The 18,209-nt window shown below is 60.4% G+C and carries 14 protein-coding genes; 13 read left to right on the forward strand and 1 reads right to left on the reverse strand.

What is annotated here, in order from left to right; translation table 11 throughout:
• Positions 1 to 42: 42 nt before the first annotated feature.
• Both ACOYXH_RS00065 and mmsB read left to right on the forward strand, forming a co-directional pair.
• Positions 43 to 1,569, forward strand: a complete 1,527-nt coding sequence (locus ACOYXH_RS00065) for a CoA-acylating methylmalonate-semialdehyde dehydrogenase (RefSeq protein ID WP_460410157.1) — start codon at positions 43 to 45, stop codon at positions 1,567 to 1,569.
• 10 nt (positions 1,570 to 1,579) lie between these two features.
• Positions 1,580 to 2,482, forward strand: coding sequence for a 3-hydroxyisobutyrate dehydrogenase (gene mmsB / locus ACOYXH_RS00070; RefSeq protein WP_320413862.1), 903 nt, complete (start codon positions 1,580 to 1,582; stop codon positions 2,480 to 2,482).
• Between the two features lie 163 nt (positions 2,483 to 2,645).
• On the opposite strand, the gene ACOYXH_RS00075 is transcribed toward mmsB, so the two are convergent.
• A complete protein-coding gene (locus tag ACOYXH_RS00075; protein ID WP_003177747.1) occupies positions 2,646 to 2,990 on the reverse strand; it encodes a cupin domain-containing protein in 345 nt (114 codons plus the stop codon).
• 511 nt (positions 2,991 to 3,501) lie between these two features.
• On the opposite strand from ACOYXH_RS00075, the gene ACOYXH_RS00080 reads away from it, so the two are divergent.
• The 11 genes from ACOYXH_RS00080 (at position 3,502) to ACOYXH_RS00130 (ending at position 18,188) form a co-directional block, all read left to right on the forward strand.
• Positions 3,502 to 4,071: an acyl carrier protein gene (locus ACOYXH_RS00080; RefSeq protein WP_095126602.1), complete on the forward strand. Its 570-nt coding sequence runs from the start codon at positions 3,502 to 3,504 to the stop codon at positions 4,069 to 4,071.
• An 8-nt stretch (positions 4,072 to 4,079) separates the two neighbouring features.
• Positions 4,080 to 5,354, forward strand: a complete 1,275-nt coding sequence (locus tag ACOYXH_RS00085; RefSeq protein WP_095051042.1) for a beta-ketoacyl-[acyl-carrier-protein] synthase family protein — start codon at positions 4,080 to 4,082, stop codon at positions 5,352 to 5,354.
• A 1-nt stretch (position 5,355) separates the two neighbouring features.
• Complete coding sequence (locus ACOYXH_RS00090; protein WP_095051041.1) at positions 5,356 to 6,414, forward strand: beta-ketoacyl-[acyl-carrier-protein] synthase family protein; 1,059 nt, start codon at positions 5,356 to 5,358, stop codon at positions 6,412 to 6,414.
• Complete coding sequence (locus ACOYXH_RS00095; protein ID WP_258709205.1) at positions 6,411 to 7,706, forward strand: beta-ketoacyl-[acyl-carrier-protein] synthase family protein; 1,296 nt, start codon at positions 6,411 to 6,413, stop codon at positions 7,704 to 7,706. The genes ACOYXH_RS00090 and ACOYXH_RS00095 overlap by 4 nt, the downstream gene beginning before the upstream one ends.
• Positions 7,703 to 8,911, forward strand: a complete 1,209-nt coding sequence (locus ACOYXH_RS00100) for a beta-ketoacyl synthase N-terminal-like domain-containing protein (RefSeq protein ID WP_320413863.1) — start codon at positions 7,703 to 7,705, stop codon at positions 8,909 to 8,911. The genes ACOYXH_RS00095 and ACOYXH_RS00100 overlap by 4 nt, the downstream gene beginning before the upstream one ends.
• 54 nt (positions 8,912 to 8,965) lie before the next feature.
• Entirely contained in the window at positions 8,966 to 11,836 is a 2,871-nt protein-coding gene (locus ACOYXH_RS00105; RefSeq protein WP_460410158.1) for an aminotransferase class III-fold pyridoxal phosphate-dependent enzyme, read from the forward strand.
• 9 nt (positions 11,837 to 11,845) lie between these two features.
• Positions 11,846 to 12,583, forward strand: a complete 738-nt coding sequence (locus tag ACOYXH_RS00110; RefSeq protein WP_258709207.1) for a 3-oxoacyl-ACP reductase family protein — start codon at positions 11,846 to 11,848, stop codon at positions 12,581 to 12,583.
• Complete coding sequence (locus ACOYXH_RS00115; protein WP_095126599.1) at positions 12,580 to 13,344, forward strand: SDR family NAD(P)-dependent oxidoreductase; 765 nt, start codon at positions 12,580 to 12,582, stop codon at positions 13,342 to 13,344. Before ACOYXH_RS00110 ends, ACOYXH_RS00115 begins: the two co-directional genes overlap by 4 nt.
• A 68-nt stretch (positions 13,345 to 13,412) precedes the next feature.
• Positions 13,413 to 14,645, forward strand: a complete 1,233-nt coding sequence (locus ACOYXH_RS00120; RefSeq protein ID WP_371857766.1) for a DUF1302 family protein — start codon at positions 13,413 to 13,415, stop codon at positions 14,643 to 14,645.
• Positions 14,646 to 14,702: 57 nt separating this feature from the next.
• The gene (locus tag ACOYXH_RS00125; RefSeq protein WP_093442334.1) at positions 14,703 to 15,539 is read left to right on the forward strand and encodes an outer membrane lipoprotein-sorting protein; all 837 of its coding nucleotides are present in this window, start codon (positions 14,703 to 14,705) and stop codon (positions 15,537 to 15,539) included.
• Between the two features lie 33 nt (positions 15,540 to 15,572).
• A complete protein-coding gene (locus tag ACOYXH_RS00130) occupies positions 15,573 to 18,188 on the forward strand; it encodes an efflux RND transporter permease subunit (protein WP_220557625.1) in 2,616 nt (871 codons plus the stop codon).
• The last annotated feature ends 21 nt before the right edge of the window (positions 18,189 to 18,209 follow it).

An 18,209-nucleotide genomic window follows, 5' to 3' on the forward strand; every position in this document is an offset into this window, starting at 1 on the left:
TCGCCTTGGCTCCTACGATAAAAACAAGTTTCGGAGACCAGCATGAACGCATCGCTTACGCCCAACGAAACCACGGTCCAGAAGGTCAAACTGCTGATCGACGGCGAGTGGGTCGAGTCGCAGACCACCGAATGGCACGACATCGTCAACCCGGCCACCCAACAGGTGCTGGCCAAAGTGCCGTTTGCCACCGCCGCTGAAGTCGATGCCGCCGTCAGCGCCGCCCAGCGCGCTTTCCAGACTTGGAAACTGACTCCGATCGGTGCGCGCATGCGCATCATGCTCAAGCTGCAAGCGCTGATCCGCGAGCACTCCAAACGTATTGCCGTCGTCTTGAGTGCCGAGCAGGGCAAAACCATTGCTGACGCCGAGGGCGATATTTTCCGTGGCCTGGAAGTGGTCGAGCACGCGTGCTCCATCGGCACGCTGCAAATGGGCGAGTTCGCCGAAAACGTCGCCGGCGGCGTCGATACCTACACCCTGCGTCAGCCGATCGGTGTATGCGCCGGCATCACCCCGTTCAACTTCCCGGCAATGATTCCGCTGTGGATGTTCCCGATGGCCATCGCCTGCGGCAACACCTTTGTCTTGAAGCCTTCGGAGCAGGATCCGCTGTCGACCATGCTGTTGGTCGAGCTGGCAATCGAGGCCGGTGTACCGGCGGGCGTGTTGAACGTGGTTCACGGCGGTAAAGATGTGGTCGATGGCCTGTGCACGCACAAGGACATTAAAGCCGTGTCCTTCGTCGGTTCGACGGCCGTCGGCACCCACGTTTATGACCTGGCTGGCAAGCACGGCAAACGCGTGCAATCGATGATGGGCGCGAAGAACCACGCCGTGGTGCTGGCCGATGCCAATCGCGAGCAAGCGCTGAATGCGCTGGTCGGCGCCGGTTTCGGTGCCGCCGGGCAACGTTGCATGGCCACCTCGGTGGTGGTGCTGGTCGGCGCGGCGAAACAATGGCTGCCAGATTTGAAAGCGCTGGCGCAGAAACTCACCGTCAACGCCGGTAATGAGCCGGGCACCGATGTCGGCCCGGTGATCTCGAAGAAAGCCAAGGCGCGAATTCTCGACCTGATCGAAAGCGGCATCAAGGAAGGCGCCAAGCTTGAACTGGACGGCCGCGACATCAAGGTGCCGGGCTACGAGCAAGGCAACTTTGTCGGCCCGACCCTGTTCTCGGGCGTGACCACCGACATGCAGATCTACACCCAGGAAATCTTCGGCCCGGTACTGGTGGTGCTGGAAGTCGACACCCTTGATCAGGCGATTGCGCTGGTCAACGCCAACCCGTTCGGCAATGGCACTGGCCTGTTCACCCAGAGCGGTGCGGCGGCGCGTAAATTCCAGACGGAAATCGACGTCGGCCAGGTCGGCATCAACATTCCGATTCCAGTGCCGGTGCCATTCTTCAGCTTTACCGGTTCGCGCGGTTCGAAACTCGGCGACCTTGGTCCGTACGGCAAGCAAGTGGTGCAGTTTTACACGCAGACCAAAACAGTCACGGCGCGCTGGTTCGATGACGACAGCGTCAACGACGGCGTGAATACCACCATCAACCTGCGCTGAGGAATCGATCATGAAAATCGCATTTATCGGTCTGGGCAACATGGGCGCGCCAATGGCGCGCAACCTGATCAAGGCCGGCCACTCGCTGAGTCTGGTCGACCTGAACAAAACCGTGCTGGCGGAACTGGAGCAACTGGGCGGCAGCATTCGTGCTTCGGCCCGTGAAGCTGCTGAAGATGCCGAACTGGTGATCACCATGCTGCCGGCGGCGGTGCATGTGCGCAGTGTCTGGCTCGGTGAGGACGGTGTGCTGGCTGGCATTCGCCAAGGTGTGCCAGCGGTGGATTGCAGCACCATCGATCCGCAGACCGCTCGCGATGTAGCGGCCGCTGCGGCGAAACAAGGCGTGGCCATGGCCGACGCGCCGGTGTCCGGTGGCACGGGCGGTGCCACTGCCGGCACGTTGACCTTCATGGTCGGCGCCACCCCGCAACTGTTCGCCACCCTGCAACCGGTGCTGGCGCAAATGGGCCGCAACATTGTGCATTGCGGCGAAGTCGGCACCGGGCAGATCGCCAAGATCTGCAACAACCTGCTGCTGGCGATCTCGATGGTCGGCGTCAGTGAGGCGATGGCGCTGGGTGATGCGCTGGGGATCGACACCTCGGTACTGGCCGCGATCATCAACAGTTCGACCGGGCGTTGCTGGAGTTCGGAGATGTACAACCCGTGGCCAGGTATCGTCGAAACGGCGCCGGCTTCGCGTGGTTATACCGGTGGGTTCGGTGCGGAACTGATGCTCAAGGATCTGGGGCTGGCGACCGAAGCGGCGCGTCAGGCGCACCAACCGGTGGTGCTCGGCGCGGTGGCGCAGCAGTTGTATCAGGCGATGAGCCAGCGCGGTGACGGCGGGAAAGACTTCTCGGCGATCATCAACAGCTATCGCAAGCCTGCAATTGAAGGGCAGCGCTGAACAAACTGTGGGAGCGAGCCTGCTCGCGATGACGGCGGTTGCTTCAACAAGGAAGTGACTGACGGTCCGCTTTCGCGAGCAGGCTCGCTCCCACAGGGGAATTGCGTATATCAGAAATTGTTTGCCGGGAAATCACGTCGGGTGATCTCCCGGCTTTTTTGCATCAGGCAAACACGAAATATTTACGCACGGTCTCGACCACTTCCCACGTGCCTTTCATCCCCGGCTCAACCACGAAAATATCGCCAGCACGCAGGTGGATCGGCGCCATGCCGTCCGGAGTAATCACGCAGTAGCCTTCCTGGAAATGGCAGTACTCCCACTTCACATAATCGACGCGCCATTTGCCCGGGGTGCAGATCCACGTACCCATGATCTTGCTGCCGTCTTCGCTGGTGTAGGCGTTGAGGTTAACGGTGTGCGGGTCGCCTTCGAGTTTTTCCCATTTGCAGGCATCGAGTACCGGCAGCGGATGAGTGTCGCGTAGAACGGTAATAGGGGCGGTCATGTGTCGGCTCCAGACAAGGCGATCAAACGGAAGCTGCACCCTATAGCGCCGTGCTTCTGCCCAGATGTCTGTGCTCGACATGCAGATATCCATAAACGCTGCCAGGTTTATGGATGGAGACGTAAACCTTCCAGCAAAATCAATTAACGGCAGTATTGATCTAAAACAAAGGCTATGAAGTTATAACTATTTTACTTGTCTGGTTTTTACTTTTAGTACGTCTGTTCCGTTGCGTCCTTAGTTGCTTTCGATAGTCAGCCTGCCCGATAGCGCGGGCGCCCCACCATACCCCGTCTTTGTTAAGTAAATAAGTCGTTCGCCGCACCAAGGAGGTGCGGTGTCTGTGGGGTTTTGCAGACTTTTTTCGAGTTGTAAAAAAACCTTGAATAGTTCGTTGACTCTCCCCTTAAGGGCAGAGTTTAGATTCCCGCCGCGTGAGAAGTTGCTGTGGGAAAAGTTACTTTTCATAAGTCGAATTCATGAAGTAGTCACGACATATAGGGAGATAGAAATGAACAATCCATTGGACTTGGAACATGTCGTTGCCAGCACTCGCGAAATCCTCGCACAGCTGTTGGTGATGGATGCGAATGACATCGAAGAAAACAGCAGCATCGTCGAAGACCTCGGTGCCGACTCGCTGGACATCGTCGACCTGAGCTTCCAACTGGGCCGCCAATATGGCTGCACACTGCCGAAAACCAGCGTGCTTGACCATGCGGTGGCGGTTTGCGGGGATGCCAGCGAGTTTCTCGCCAACGGTCGCATTACCGAAAGTGGCAAGCACCTGCTTGAGCAAAGCCTCAGCGCCTACACCCCGGATCAACTGAAGGCGGGCATGCAACCGGCTCAGGTGTTCGCCGCGACTACCGTGCGTAACTGGGCCAACCAGTGCCGCAATCTTTTCAACTACCTGCCGGCCACCTGCCCGGATTGCAACGCTCACCAAGCGGTTCTGAACGAACGTCAACAAGTGGTCTGCGGTGCGTGCAGTGCACGTCTGGTGCCGGCGGATGGCGATGAAGTGTCGCGTCAATTGGTTGAGCAGTTTGTCACCACTCACGCCAAAGAAGCGGTGTAGGAGTTCTCATGCGGGCACGAGAAGTCTATGTGGGCGGGTTCGGTCTGGTGGCGCCGATGGCGCTGGACGCTGCCACGTTGTTCGAGCGGATTTGCCGGAAGCAATCCTGTGTCCGCGAACATCCTCGGTTCAAGGCGCTGGGATTCAACAACAGCGCCGCTGGTTTTATCGACGATACGCAGTGGCAGCGGATCGGGGCCGGTTTCGGTGGCAACGCGGCGCTGCACCCACGGCAAAGTGTGCTGGCCGAATACGTTGCCCGACAGGCGCTGGAGCATGCCGGTCTGACACCGGCAGACTTTGCCCACAGTCGCAGCGGTCTGTTTCTGGGCGCCAACAAGTACTGTGCCGACAGCCACGACCTGCAGCGGCTCAGCCGGTGCATGGATGAGGCCGGACGCGTCGACCTCGACCGTCTGCTGGACAGTCCGGCAGCGTCCAGCGCGACTTTCACCCGGCGGGTCGATCAACAGACGCAGCACCTGGCCGATCGGCTCGGCATCCGCGATCACATCTCGACCCATTCCGATGCCTGTGCCGCCGGCACCATGGCCATCGGCAGTGCTTACCGGGCGATCGAGCGCGGAGAGATCGATCTGGCTATCTGCGGCGCCGTCGAACTGATGGCCAACGAACTGCCTTATTACATGTTCAACAGCCTCGGCGCGCTCTGTCAGGCCGACTTGCCGGCGAGCGAACAAAGCCGCCCGTTTATGCCTGACCGTAGCGGTTTTGTCCTCAGCGAAGGCTCGGCGATGGTCATTCTCGAATCCGCTGAACACGCCCAACGGCGCAAGGCTGCGCCACTGGGCCGGGTGTTGGGTTACGCGAATGTCTGCGAGGCGCAGAAAATGACCTCCAGCAGTCGCGACGGCAGTAAATACGAGGAATGCATGGAAGCCGCAATCGAAGACGCCGGGCTGCTGCGCAGCGCCGTGCAACACGTCAACACCCACGGCACCTCCACGCAGGCCAATGACAGTTGTGAAGCGTTGGCGCTGCAGCGTCTGTTCGGCGGCTGCCAGGACTTCATGACCTTCACCGCCAACAAGTCCGCCATCGGGCACTCCCTGGCAGGCAGTGGTGCGATCGAAGCGGTGCTGTCGCTGATGAGCCTGCGTGATGGTGTGCTGCTGCCGACCCTGAATTACGACTCCGAGCGTGCCGAATACCCTTCGCTGAAGTTCTTGAGTGAGCCGGTGCGACAGCCGATCAGCGTGGTGATGTCCAACTCGTTCGGCTTTGGCGGCATCAACAGCTCGCTGGTTCTGGGGAGGGCATGACATGAACCGAGCCATCTACCTGAATGCCGCTGCGGTGCTGAATGTGGCGGGCAGTGAATGCGCTGACTTGCTCGGCACACCCTGTGCGGCGCAACCGTTGGCATTTGACGCACAGCGTCAGGCGTTTGCCTTGCCGACACCGCGACTGGCCAGTGACCTGTTTGATCGCAAGATCCAGCGCAGCGTCGAACCGCAGGGCTTACGGCTGTTGCATTGCGCTGCACGGCTGGCGCCAGCACTGGCGGCGCTGCAATTGCCCGCTTCACGCATTGCCCTGACAGCGGCCATTCCTGAAGTCGACGCGCCGAGTCCTTGCTGGGATGCGGTGCAGGCGATCATCGAACAGCCGCAAAAACAACTGGCGCAGTTATTGGCCAACACACCGCCCCTGCATGCGCTGACCCTGCTCAACAGCAGCGTCATGGCCTATGTGGCTGAAGCATTGAATTGCCATGGGCCAATGGGTGGATTTTGTTCTCAGGACAACGCCGGGCTGGATGCGCTGATCGAAGCTTGCCAGCAGATTGGCGAGCGACATGCCGACGCCGCGTTGGTGGTCAGCAGCAGCCCGAACCTGACCCCGGCCCTGTATCTGCGCGAGCCCGATCAGGCGAACGAAGCGATTTTCGGTGAGGGCGCCGCCGCGCTGTTGCTGGCGTCGACACCGCCGCCGGGTGCGGCACACGCCGTGCGCATTGCCGGATTTGCCCGCGGTTACAGCAACGATCCGCAACGCTCTGTGGCGGTGGGTCGGCGCGTCATCGATCAGGTCCTGAGCGTCGAAAAACTGCGGGTCGGCGACGTCGAGCATATCGTCGGCAATTGCGCTGACGGGCAAGTGATGAAGTTGCTCGAAGCTTTCCCGCGCGAGATTCGCAGTACCCGCGCCATGACCGGCGAACTGGGCGCCAGCGGCTTGCTGACAGAGGCCGCACTGACTTTGCATCTCAGCGGTGATACGGCGGCGGCACCGGGTTACACGCTGCTCGTCAGCCACACTCGCGCCGGTCACTGGGGCGCATTGCTGTTGGCCAGTGAAACCATGGAGAAGCACGCATGAGTGCGACACGGATTGTGATCACCGGCATGGGCGCCGTCACCGGTTTCGGTTTCGAATGGCAGACCCTCTGGGAAAAAATGCTCGGCGCCGAACATTGCGTGCGGCCATGGCAGCCGGACGACTTGCAAGAGGCGTCGTTCGCGGTGCGTTATGCCGCGCCTGTCGACATGCGCCTGTTGCCGGAAAAACTGCACAGCCATCCGGCCTGGACGATGCCGCTGGAAAAGCGCAGTCGGTTTGGCTGGGTGGCTGCCACGCAGGCAGTCGGTGACAGCGGCTTGCAGCCAGAACAGTTGCGTGGCGCGGCGGTGCTGTGTGCCTCGGGAGCACCGCAGCACATGCTCGCCGACATGCTGCTGACCGAAGCCCCGAATGGTGGCACCCCGAGTTGGTCGTACCTGATGCCACGGGCCGGGCAAGTGAATGCCGATGGCTCACTGCGCCAGAGCAACGATCGTCTGGCGCGGGTAATCGCCGACGACCTGGGCTGTGAAGGACCGGTGATCAATATCAGCAGTGCCTGTGCCGGTGCTTCACAAGCCATTGGCAATGCCTTCCAGATGATTCGTCGCGGAGAAGTCAGCGTTGCGCTGGCGGGTGGCGCCGACTCGGTGCTCAACCTCGACACCATGGCCGCGTTGTATCTACTCGGTGCCGCGTCGGGCGAGCAGCGCTGGGGCGCGGATCTGTGCCGTCCGTTCGATCGTGACCGCAGCGGTCTGATTGCCGGCGAGGGCGGTGGTTTTGTCGTGCTGGAAAGCCTCGAACATGCCTTGGCCCGTGGCGCCACGCCGTATGCCGAGGTGTTGGGTTTCGGCAGCAGTCTGGACGCCTACAAAGTCACCGCACCGCAGCCGGAAGGACGCGGTGCGGCACTGGCTATGCAGGCCGCGCTGGACGACGCCGGTTTGCGTGCACAGCAGATTGATCTGATCAACGCCCACGGCACCTCGACACCGCTCAATGACGTGGCCGAGACCCTGGCGATTAAAAGCGTGTTCGCCGAACACAAGCACTATCAAGCCTTGGCTGTCAGCGCCAACAAATCACAGTTCGGTCACCTGATCGCAGCCGCTGGCGCACCGGAATGCATCGTCACCGCGTTGGCCTGCCTCAACGATCTGGTCACGCCAACAGTGAACCTGCATGACGCCGACGAACAGTGCGATCTGGATTACTGCGCCGGGCAAGCCGTCAGTCGCCGAGTGGATTACGCGCTGAGCAATTCCTTCGGTTTCGGTGGCCTCAATACTTCGCTGGCCCTTGGCAAATATCGGGAGCAGGGACAATGACTGACACCACTGTACGTGTCGCGATCGCCGGCAGCGGCTGTGTCTTGCCCACCGGCTGGGGCGTTGAGGGTTTCTGGTCGTCGGCCCGCGGAGGGCGTAGCGCGATCTCGCCCCTGAACTCGTCGTTGTTCCACAGCGAGCGGGTCATTGCGTTCGGGCACATCGCTGATCGAGATCATCAACGTAGCCGTCAGGACGTTGCGCAAAACCTCCAACGTTACTGCCCGCCGGCGGTGATCTGGGGCGTCAGTGCGGTGCGCCAGGCGTTGGCCGAGGCCGAGCTTGAACCGGGCCGCGACAACGTGCGTTTTGGTCTCTATTGCTGCCAGGGCGGTTACACCCATCCGTCGCTCGCGTCTTACGGCGAACTGTTGCACGAGTGTCAGACCGAGAGCGGTGCCGACATGCAGCGTCTGGCCAAACGCGTGTTGCAGGAACGTGCACTCGATCCGTTCCTGGTGCTCAAGAGCCTGAGCAACGGTTTGCTCGGCGTCGTCAGTCTGGCCTTGAAGCTTGAGTGCGAATGCAACGCCTACATGCAAGGCGTGGCCGGCAATCTGGCGGCGCTGCGCGAAGCCTGCGCGGCGTTGCAGAGCGGGCGGATCGATGCGGCCATTGTGGTGGGCGCGGGCAGTGAACTGGATCCGCTGGCCCTCGCCGCACTGGCCGAGGCGGGGGTGATCAGCACCGACGGTTCGCCAAGCCTGCGTGCCTTTGATCGCCAGGGCCGTGGCGGCATTGCTGGCGAAGGTGCGGCGGCGCTGGTTCTGCGCCGCGCCGATGACCTGCCGGCTGGGCCGCAAACTTGCCTGACAGCACTGTTCGCCCATCCGCGTCTGGACTCGCTGAGCTTGCCCGACAAACAGGTGGATCTGCTGATCAGCAGCGCCACTGGCGATCCGCACAAGGATGCCGATCTGGCCCGCACGCTGGCGCGAACCGGCGCCGCGCACATCACCAGCAGCACGCCGCTGACCGGCATGCTCAGTGGTGCACCGAGCCTGGTTGACCTGATCTTTGCCCGGCAGGCTTTGCAGGCGCAAAGCATCCCGCCGGTCAGTGGTCTGGAACAACCTGTGGATGCGCATCTGCCGTTCGTTATCGGCGGGCCGCGCGATGCCGTGCTCCACGATTGCCTGGTCATCAACCGCGACGACAACGGTTTTAGCGCCGGTTACCAACTCGAATTTCACGCGGCCGACTGACCGTCGGCACGCAACGAAACGCAGCTGATTTTTTACTCAAGGGATAGAACTGTCATGGATTACCGCGATTACGTACGACCGAAATTCGTTGAATTGATGCAGGCCCTGGGCCTGGAATGCCAGTTCCACAGAGCGCTGGGCAGCAAACTGTTTTACCGCGACCGCCAGGGCGAAGAGGTGACGGTTACCGACTTCCTCGGCGGTTACGGCGCCGCGCTGTACGGCCACAACGATCCGCAATTTGTCGATCAACTCGTCGACCTGTTGCGCGCCGATGTGCCGTTCAACGCGCAGATGTCGGTGCGCGGTGCGGCTGGTCAGTTGGGGCGTGAACTCAGTGAAGCGTTCAACCGTGAGCTGAACAACAGCGAACGCTACATTTCGACCTTTTCCAACAGTGGCGCCGAGTCGGTGGAAATCGCCGTCAAGCACGCCGAATACCGTCGTCAGAAAAACCTGCAGAAGCAATTCGACGAGCGTGATTTCGCCCTCGCCAATCTGGTTGCCAGCGACAAGGCTTACGTCGAACTGGACATCGACGATCTCGATTTGCCCGCCGGTCTGCTGCCGCAGAATCTATCCTGCGTCACCGTGCGCCAAGTGGCCGAAGCGGTGCGTCAGCACAACCTGGCGCAGTTGCATGTCGAGCCGGTGTTCCTCGCTGTGCGCGGCAGCTTCCACGGCAAACTGGTGAACACCGTTCAGCTGACCTACGGCAAGCAGTACCGCAAGCCGTTCGCCCGTTTCGGCCTCAACGTCGAGTTCATCGACCCGCAGCAACCCCAGCAATTGCAAGAGCTGCCGGCCCGTCATATCCGTTATTGGTTGAGCCTGGAATGGAGCGGCGAAACCCTGCAGGTTCGCCGTGAGGCGTTCAGTGCGATCACCGCTGTATTGCTGGAGCCGATCCAGGGCGAGGGCGGCATCAACGAGTTTGCCAATGAGTTTTATCTGGGCCTGCGGCGTCTGTGCAACGAGCAGCAATGCCCGCTGATCATCGATGAAGTGCAATCCGGTTTCGGCCGCACCGGCACTTTGCTTGGCGCCAGCCATTTCAACTTGCAGGGTGATTACTACTGCCTGTCGAAAGCCTTGGGCGGTGGCCTGATGAAGATTGCCGCGACGGTGATTCGCGCCAGCCACTACGAAAACGATTTCAGCTACATCCACAGTTCGACCTTTGCCGAAGATGACGCGTCCTGCCATATCGCCCTGTCGGCCTTGCGCCGTCTGTTCGAGAACGACAGCGCGATGCTCAAGGACGTGAACAAGAAGGGCGAGTACCTCAAGGCTTCGCTGCTGGAACTCAAAGCAGCGTACCCGGACGTCATCGCCGACGTGCGTGGGCGCGGCTTGCTGCTGGGCTTCGAACTGCACGACCTGACCGGCACCAGTTCACTGGTTCAGGCATCGGCGCAGTACAACGATGCGCTGGGCTACATCATCGCCGGCTACCTGCTGCAATTCGAATCCCTGCGCGTGGCGCCGTCGGGCAGCAACGCCAATGTGATTCGTCTGGAACCGCCGGTGTGCATCACCTTCGAAGAAATCGACGGCTTGATCGGTTCTTTGCAGAAAGTCTGCGACATGTTGCGCCGCCGCGATGCCTTCCCGCTGGCGGCTGGTGTGTGTGCCGACAGCATCGCGCAAGTGCCGGCCCGCGAGGTCAGCTTCAAGGAGGATGAAAGCCTCCCAAAGTCTGATGAGAACGTGCGCGTGGTGGCGCGCGTGGCGTTCATCAACCATCTGATTGATTCGGACATGCTCAGCGACGTCGATCCTTCACTGTCGACCCTGAGCGCTGAACAGAAACGCGAGTTCATCAAACGCATGGCCCCCGAGCGCCGTGCCGCGCCAATCGGACCGGTGCAGATTCGCTCGAAACTCGGCACCGCCGTGGAATTCACCCTGTACCCGCTGTGCATGGATTCCGATGCGATGGCGGCGTACATCGCCAGCGGTGATCTGCAAACCATCCGCGAAGAAGTCGGCAACCGCATCAAGGATGCCCGCGCCGATGGGTACACCGTCGCCGGGCTGGGCATGTACACCTCGATCGTCACCAACAACTGCCAGGCCCTGCAGATTCCTGACATGGCGCTGACTTCCGGTAATGCACTGACCATCGGCATGGGCCTGGAAGCCATCGAACAGGGCTGCAAGCAACAGGGCCTTGAGCTGGGCGAGCAGACTGCAGCGGTAGTCGGCGCTGCCGGCAACATCGCTTCGACCTATGCCTCGTTGTTGTCGACCAGTGTCGAGCACCTGATCCTCATCGGCAGCGGTCGCGACGGTTCGCTGCGCCGTCTGGAAAAAACCGCGCAACAGATTTACGCCGAAGCCGCCCGCGCGATTCTCAAGGGTGTCGCCGAACACGATCGCCTCGCCCGTCGCCTGCAGCAAATTGATGGAATCGGTGGACTCTTGCAGGCCCACGGCAGCAGTGCCGATCTGGGGCTGCGCGTAGCGAAACTGGTCGAAGAACGCTTGGGCGCGAACGCCTTCATCACCGTCAGCAACGATCTTGATGTGCTGAAACAGGCACGCATCGTGCTCTGCGCGGCGAACGCACCGCAGCCGTTTCTCTTTGCCGAACACTTCGCCGAAAACAGCGTGATCTGCGACATCGCCGTGCCGCTGAACGTTGACCAGAACCTCGCTAGCCAACGCTCCGACGTGCTCTACATGCACGGCGGCATCGTGCAGACGCCGCTGGGCGATGGCCTGGTGAAAAACGTTCGCGCCTATCTCAAGCAAGGTCAGTTGTACGCGTGCATGGCCGAGTCGGTGCTGATGGGCCTGTCCGGTATGAAACAGCACTACTCCTACGGCGACATCAGCCGCGAGCAAGTGCAGCAGATTCGTGCACTGGCGGCGACTCACGGCTTCAGCCTCGCGCAGTTCAAAACCGACAACTCGCTTTAAGGAACGGTCATGCCGAATAAAGTAGCAGTAGTGACCGGTGGCAGTCGCGGCATCGGTCGGGCGATTGTCCAGACCCTGGCCGGGGCGGGTTATCAGATCGCGTTCAGTTACGTGCGCGATGAAGTCGCGGCGATGGCTTTGCGCGATGAGGTTCAGGCGTCGGGCATCGATTGCCTGGCGTTGCAGTGCGATGTCAGCAGCGGCGACAGCATCAAGGCGTTTTTCGAACGGGTCGAGGAGCATTTCCAGCGTATCGATCTGTTGGTCAATAACGCCGGCATCACCCGTGATGGCTTGCTGGCGACGATGTCGACGCGCGACCTGGTCGAGGTGATCCAGACCAACCTGATCGGCACGATGCTGTGCTGTCAGCAGGTGGTGCCGGGCATGTTGCGCCAGCGCAGCGGTTGCATCGTCAACATCAGTTCGGTGGCGGCGCAGAAACCCGGTAAAGGCCAAAGCAACTATGCCGCCGCCAAGGGCGGAGTCGAATCGTTGACCCGTGCCTTGGCGGTGGAGCTGGCGCCGCGCAACATTCGCGTCAACGCGGTCGCCCCGGGCATCGTCAAGACCGAGATGAGTACGGCGCTGATTGGCAGTCAGGAGGAAGAAATCCAGTCGCGTCTGTTGATCAAACGCTACGCCGAACCGGAAGAAATCGCCGAAGCGGTGCTGTACCTCGCCGATCGCGGTTTGTACCTGACCGGGGAGGTCCTGTCGGTTAACGGCGGGTTGAAAATGCCATGAGCCGGACGATTCTGATTACCGGAGCGGCGAAAGGCATCGGTCGCGCGGTCGCCGAAAATTTTGCCGCCGACGCCGGCAATCGCCTAATCCTGCTGGATCTCGATCTGGCCGAACTGCAGCGCTGGGTCGACGAGCAGCAGGAGCAGATCAAGGCGCGGGTCGAAACCCATGCGGCGAACATTGCTGACCTGCCGGCCATGGAGGCGTTGTTCAAGACCCTCGGTTCGCAAGTCGAATACGTTGATGTGCTGGTCAACAGCGCCGGCATCTGCAACGAGAACGAACCGGAAGATCTGCACAACTGGCACAAGGTGATTTCGGTCAACCTCAATGGCACGTTCTACGTGACCTCGTTGTGTCTGGCGCTGATGCCTGACCGTGGGCGGATTATCAACATGTCGTCGATCCTCGGCCGTGCCGGCAAGGTGCGCAACACCGCGTACTGCGCCTCCAAGCACGGCATCGTCGGCATGACCAAGGCGCTGGCGCTGGATCTCGCTTCGCGGCAGATCACCGTCAACGCGATTCTGCCAGCGTGGATCGACACGCCGATGTTGCAGGGTGAACTGGCGACGCAAGCGGCGATTGCCGGGCTGACCCAGGAACAGATCGTACGCAACGCGAAGAAGAAACTGCCGATGCGCCGTTTCATCCAGAGCGAGGAGGTGGCGGCGATGGTGCGTTACCTGGCCAGCCCCGAGGCTGGCGGGGTGACCGCGCAGAGTCTGGTGATCGATGGCGGTGTCGGGTTGGGAATGTAGCGATGCCTCGATTTCACAACAGTCACATCGTGTGTGCGGTATGGGCGTGCATGGCTGCGCCCACCGCGATGGCCGAATTTACCGTCGCTGATCTGAAGCCCGATTACGCCGACGGTGAAGTCGGCGTGGCCACGGCCATGCGTCTGCACGGCGACGACCAGATCACGCAAAAAGCCGTGTATTTCAAAGCCAACCTGGAAGACAACTGGGAGGGCGGTTACTACAAGGCCAAGGGCCGCGTGCGTTACGACGCGCGCTACGACGGCAACAATCCGTACAGCGAACGGGCACGCGACAAATACCGTTTCGACGCCGATTGGCGGCACCTCTACGTCGGCCATTCGCTGGGTGACGGAGAGGTGACAGTGGGCTGGCAGCAAGTGGTCTGGGGCCGCGCGGATGAATTGCGTGTGCTCGATCAGATCAACCCGCTGGACTATCGCGACGGTCTGACGCCGCTGCTCGAAGACAGCCGCATCGCCGTGCCCATGGTGCGCTTTGCGCAACCGGTGGGCGAGTGGGAACTGGAGGCGCTGTGGATCACTGACTTCGTGAAAAACCAGGCGCCGGTTGAGGGCAGTGAATTTGCCGCGCCACTGTTTGCTACGCCGGACCCGCAGTATTTCCTGCTCGATTCCAAGCCCGGCTATGACGGCGACAAAGGCTATTCCTATGGCCTGAGCGCCAACGGCCGGATCGGTGCGGTGGACACCAGTTTTGTCGCCTTGAGCGCCCGTCAGCAAGACCCGGTGTACGCGGTCGAAGGCCTCGCCGACGACGGCCGCACGCGGCTGGAACGGCAGTTTCCCCGTTACACCATGGGCGGTGCCGGGCTGGCGATCGACGCCGGGCACAGCATCGTGGTGCGCAGCGAGGTGGCGTATTTCGACAACTGGCGCGTGACCAATCCGACCCGCGCCTACGGTGCCGACAGTACGCCGATGGTCAAGTCGCTGCTGGGTGTCGACTACCTGTTGCGCGACTGGCTGATCTCCGCGCAATGGCAGGAACAAGTGCTGCTCGACTGGCAGGACGGCATGTTGCAGGACAAACACGAACCGCTGTTCACCCTGTCGGCCGAAGGCACTCATTGGCAAGACCGCCTCAAGAGTCGTCTGGTGGTCGCTGGCTCACCGCCGTTTCAGGACGACGCCTTGCTGCAAGGCATCTTCACCTACAAACCGGTCGACTACATCAAGCTCGGGCTGGAAGTGGATGTGTTCTTCGGCAAGCCCGAGAAGACTTTCGGCGAGTACAGCAAGCGCGATCAAGTACGGCTGTCGGCCGGTTATCTGTTCTGACCCATCACGCCTGCCGCTCTCGCGCAGGTGCACTCATCCAACGAAAAGGAAGTTGTTATGTTGCCGTTTTTGAAAAGTCTGACCACCGCCGCACTGATCCTCGGTAGCGCCTGCGCCAGTGCCGCCGAGGCTGGCAATGCCGATGAAATCATCCGTCAGGTACGCGATCGCAATGACGGGAACAGCTTCATGTCCCAGGTCTCGCTGATCCTGCATGACAAGAAAGGCAATACCCGCGTTCGCGAGTTCACCTATCTGCAAAAGGATTACCCGGACAGCGACAAGTTCAGCATGTACTTTTCTGCGCCGACTGACGTGCGTGACGTGGCCTTCCACATCGAAAACCCGCACGAAACCCTTGGCCTTGAAGACAGCCAGTGGATGTACTTGCCGGTCAGCCGCCAGACCCGCCGCATCTCCACCACCGACAAGCGCGGCTCGTTCATGGGCAGCGAGTACTCGTACGCCGATCTGGACAAGATCCGCGTTAAAGACTACTCGCAGAAACTCGTCGGCGAAGAACAGATCAAGGGCCGCGACTGCTACGTGATCGAGCGCGAACCGGCGTCTCCCGAGGTGCTGGCCAAGACCGGTTACAACAAGCTGAAGGTGTGGATCGACAAGCAGAATTTCCTGGTCATGCGTCAGGATTTCTTCGACGTCAAAGGCGTGTTGATCAAGCAGATGCGCACGCAGAAAGTCGCGACCATCGATTCGATCGACAGCATCGTGCTCAGTGAAACCGAGCACTTCATCGACGGTACGCGTTCGGAAATGCGCTTCAACCAGTTGCAGTACAACGTTTCTCTGGAAGACCGCCTCTTCACCCAGACCGCCATCAAACGCGGGCTGAAAACCGGTGACCTGCCGGACTTTGCCGTGTCTGCCCGCTAAGCGCCGACCCCGACGACCTGGAACCGCATGATCATGGAAAGATATCTGAATTTCGTCGAGCGCTATGCGCGGGCGATTGTTTTCCTGCTGGTGGCGATTACGGCGTATTTCACTTATACGCTGGGCGCGCTGGTGTCCGACACCAACCCTTATCTGCTCAAGGAAAGCCACCCGGCGCGCAAGACCATCATCGATTTGCAGGGTGAGTTCACCGGCACGTTCGACTCGGTCATGGTGGCGCTGAACAACCCGCAAACGGTGTTCAACAAATCGACGCTCAACGCGCTGTTTTCGATGTCGCAATCGGTGCGCAAGATGATTCTGGCCAACGATGCCGACAAGGAGCAGTTGGCGCAAATCGTCGCCCGGCATGCAGGCGACAGCCGTGCGCAGTTGTTGACCCGGGATATTCTCGAGGATGGCTTTTCGCAGAACGATTACGCCAACGCCAAGGCATTGCGTGATCATGCCCAAAGCCAGAACTGGGACGCCCATGATCAGTTGTTCCTGACCTTTCTCGCCGAGCGGATCAACCCGATCCGCGAAATGGCCTCGATGGGCGACCTGGAAAACATCGTCCTGACCGACGACGGCGAGCTATTGATCCACAAAACCCTGAATGCCTATGACATGGACCCGGCGCTGGTCGAGTCGCAGATCATGGGCAACGAACTGATGGTCGACGGGGTGGTGTCCAAGGACAAGAAAGTCGCGATGCTGGTGGCCGAACTCGGCACCAAGCAGGACGACGCTCAGGCGCAACTGCGGGCTTATCAGATCGTGCGCGGCATCGTCGCGCAATATCAGGCCGAACACCCGGAGTACAAGGACGAAATCTTCATTGCCGGCATGCCGATCTTCATCGCCGCGCAACAGGAAATCATCGATCACGACCTGGCCGTGCTGTTCCCGATCGTGTTTTTGCTGATTACCTTGCTGCTGATTTTCTTCTTCCGCAAACCACTGGGCGTGCTGTTGCCGCTGTTCAACATTCTGTTCTGCACCATCTGGACCTTGGGCCTGATGGCGCTGTTGCGGGTGCCGTTCGACCTGCTGACCAGTGTGCTACCGGTGTTCCTGTTCACCATTTGCTGCTCGGATGCGATCCACGTGATGGCTGAATATTACGAGCAGAAAAACGCGGGCAAGAGCAATCGTGAGGCCAACCGTGAAACCCAGCGCTTGATGGTGGTGCCGGTGGTGTTGACGACCGTGACGACCATCGCCACGTTCATGATTTCCACCACCAACAACATTGTCAGCATCCGCAATTTCGGCGTGTTCATGTCGATCGGTCTGACCGCGGCGCTGATCATTTCGCTGTTGCTGATTCCGGCGTGGATTTCCATCTGGGGCAAGGATCAGCCGCAGCAGGCCAAGGCTGAGGTACACAAGGAATCGATCATCTCGCGGTATCTGGTGGCGTTCTGTGCCTGGATGATCCGCTTTCGCAAACCGATCCTGATGGTCATGCTGCCGCTGTTGGCGCTGGCCACCGTGTTCACCTTTCGCGTCGATATCGAAGACTCCGGCATCGCTTACTTCAAGCCGGAAAGCCACATTCGCGTGTCCGATCAGTTCATCAACCACGCCAAAGTAGCGGGCACGGCGCCGGGCTGGATCGCGATCGACAGCAAAGAACCACGCGGCGTGCTGACCACCGAAGTGGTGCAGTTCATCGACAAGCTCGACCACTTCATCAAACAGCAACCGAACGTCAGTTACGGCTACTCGCTGGCCACTTACGTCAAGCGCATGAACCTGGTGCTCAACGACATGAACCCGGAGTATCTGCGGGTGCCGAATGCCGTTGAGAAGGTCTCGTCGGTCAATGACGACGGGCAGGTCGAGCAGTTTGAAGTGCCGGGCAATTCGCTGATCGAGCAACACGTGATGCTGTTCGAAAACGGTGGCGGTTCGGACCTGAACAACGTGCTCAACGCCGATTTCTCCAAGGCCTTGACCCTTTACACCATGACCTCGTCGGTCGCCAGCGACTATCAGGGCATGCTCGACCGCCTCGATGCCTGGTTGCTGGTCAACAAACCGGCCAACCTGGAGGTGACCCACGCCGGCACGCCGTTGATCTGGACGGGCGTCCTGCAGGAAATCACTCAGGGCCAGGTGCTGAGTTTTTCCCTGGCCTTGCTGGTCGTCACGCTGATGATGATGTACTGGCTCAAATCGGTGCGCCTCGGTGTGCTCGGCATGCTGACCTTGCTGACCACGTCGGTGACGGTCTATGGCTTCATGTTCCTGTTCGGCATTGAGCTGAACATCGGCACGACGCTGGTGACGTTCCTCGTGGTCGGCGTGGTGGATTACGCGGTGCACCTGCTGTCGCGGATCAAGTTGCTGGTGCAGCAGGGCAATGAGATCGACGCGGCTATTTTGCAGGCGATGCACAGCGTCGGCCGTTCGACGGTGATCAACGTGGTGATCTTCTCCGTGGGCTTCATGGCGCTGCTGTTTTCCGACTTCAAGCCGATTGTCGATCTGGGTGCACTGGTGGCGATGGCGCTGTTTTCCAGCGGAGTCATGACCATTGTCCTGGTGACGCTGGTGTCACCGTGGTTCTTTGCGGCGATAGCACCGGTGCATGCGCCGGTTCAAGCGCTGCGCACAGAAGGGGAGGCGGTACCGGGCTGATTCGCCAACGACCGGGCGCGC

Source organism: Pseudomonas sp. Mb7, assembly GCF_054790525.1.